The sequence below is a fragment of the Polaromonas sp. P1_E1_2 genome (assembly GCF_056406035.1).
In genome coordinates this window covers 1-1756 of the sequence record NZ_JBFUAZ010000748.1, presented here as the reverse complement: position 1 = coordinate 1756, position 1756 = coordinate 1, and the positions used below count along the sequence as shown (strand labels likewise).

Below are 1756 nucleotides of genomic sequence, written 5' to 3'. Positions count from 1 at the left end.
ATGCCAACAGTGCATGGTCTTCCGCGGCCACTTCCAGCGCGACATTGGCCTGCAGCGAAGAGCCTACCTTGCCGTCGGTGCGCAGGGCTTCGATGTCCTTGTTGACCGTGTCGCGGATTTCGCGGATGCGTGACCACTTGGCCAGCAGCGCTGCGTCGGGCGCGGGGAACTCGGCATAGGTTTCCATGAAGATGGACTCGGACTGCCCGAACACCTTCCACGCTTCTTCGGCTGTGAAGCTCAGGAAGGGCGCCATCCAGCGCAGCATGGCGTGCGTGATCTGCCAGAGCGCAGTTTGCGCACTGCGGCGGGCCAGCGATTTGGGGCCGGTCGTATACAGCCGGTCTTTCAGGATGTCCAGGTAGAAGGAGCCCAGGTCTTCGCTGCAATAGATCTGCAGCTTGGAGACCACCGGGTGGAATTCATACACCTCGTAATGCGCCAGGATGTCGGCCTGCAGTTGCGATGCGCGGCTGAGCGCGTAGCGGTCGATTTCCAGCATCTGCTCAAACGGCACGGCGTCTTTGGCCGGGTCGAAGTCGCTCACGTTGGCCATCAAGAAGCGCAGCGTGTTGCGGATACGGCGGTAAGCGTCCACCACGCGGGCCAGGATCTTGTCGTCGATGCCCAGGTCCCCCGAATAATCGGTCGAGGCGCACCAGAGGCGGATGATCTCGGCGCCCAGCTTGTCGCTCACTTCCTGCGGCACCACGACATTGCCTTCGCTCTTGCTCATCTTGCGGCCTTTGCCGTCGACGGTGAAGCCGTGCGTGAGCAGGCCCTTGTAAGGCGCATGGTCGTACATCGCGCAGGCAGTGAGCAGTGACGAATGGAACCAGCCGCGGTGCTGGTCGTGGCCTTCCAGGTACAGGTCAGCCGGCCAGGTCGATTGCGCGGCATGGCTGTGGCGCAGCACGTGGTCGTGCGTGGTGCCGGAGTCAAACCAGACGTCGAGGATGTCTGTGCTCTTGATGTAATCCGGCGCATCGGCGCCGATGATGGATTCGGCCGTGGCCTTGCTCCAGGCCTCGATGCCGCCGGCTTCCACCATGGCTGCCGCCTGGTCCATGATTTCCATGGTGCGCGGATGCAGCTCGCCGGTGGCGGTGTGGATGAAGAAGGGCAGGGGCACGCCCCAGTTGCGCTGGCGGCTGATGCACCAGTCGGGCCGCCCGGCAATCATGTCGCGCAGGCGGACTTTGCCGTTTTCCGGGTAGAAGCTGGTTTCTTCGATTGCCGCCAAGGCGAGTTCGCGCAGGGTCTTGAACCCTAGATCGGCATACCTATCCTTCCACCACTTGGAATCGGCATGCATGGGAACTCGTCCGACCGTCTCACGCCGTGAATCAAAAACTCCAACGCCCTCGTCCATGCGTATAAACCACTGAGCGGCAGCGCGATAGATCACCGGCGTCTTGTGGCGCCAGCAATGCGGGTAGCTATGAGAAATCTCTTTGGTTGCGAATAGGCGTTCCGCACCGCGCAAAGTCTCTATGACCAGGGGCGCGGCTTTCCAGATGTTTAATCCACCAAAAAGGGCCATGTCTTCGACATATCGGCCGTTTCCTTGCACAGGATTCAGAATCTGATCGGTCTTCATGCCGTGGGCTACGCAGGTATTGAAGTCGTCTACCCCGTAGGCTGGTGAAGAGTGCACGATGCCGGTTCCATCGTCTGCAGTGACATAGTCACCTTCAAATACCAGCGCCGTTCGGTTGTAGTACTCGTCAACGTGAGCGAGAGGATGATGGAAAGA

1 protein-coding gene is annotated in these 1756 nt (G+C 60.5%); it reads right to left on the bottom strand.

Annotated elements, in window-relative coordinates; all coding sequences use genetic code 11:
* Positions 1–1756 (bottom strand): isoleucine--tRNA ligase (locus AC1D1P_RS22460; protein WP_477674511.1); only part of this gene is annotated, 1756 nt, incomplete at both ends.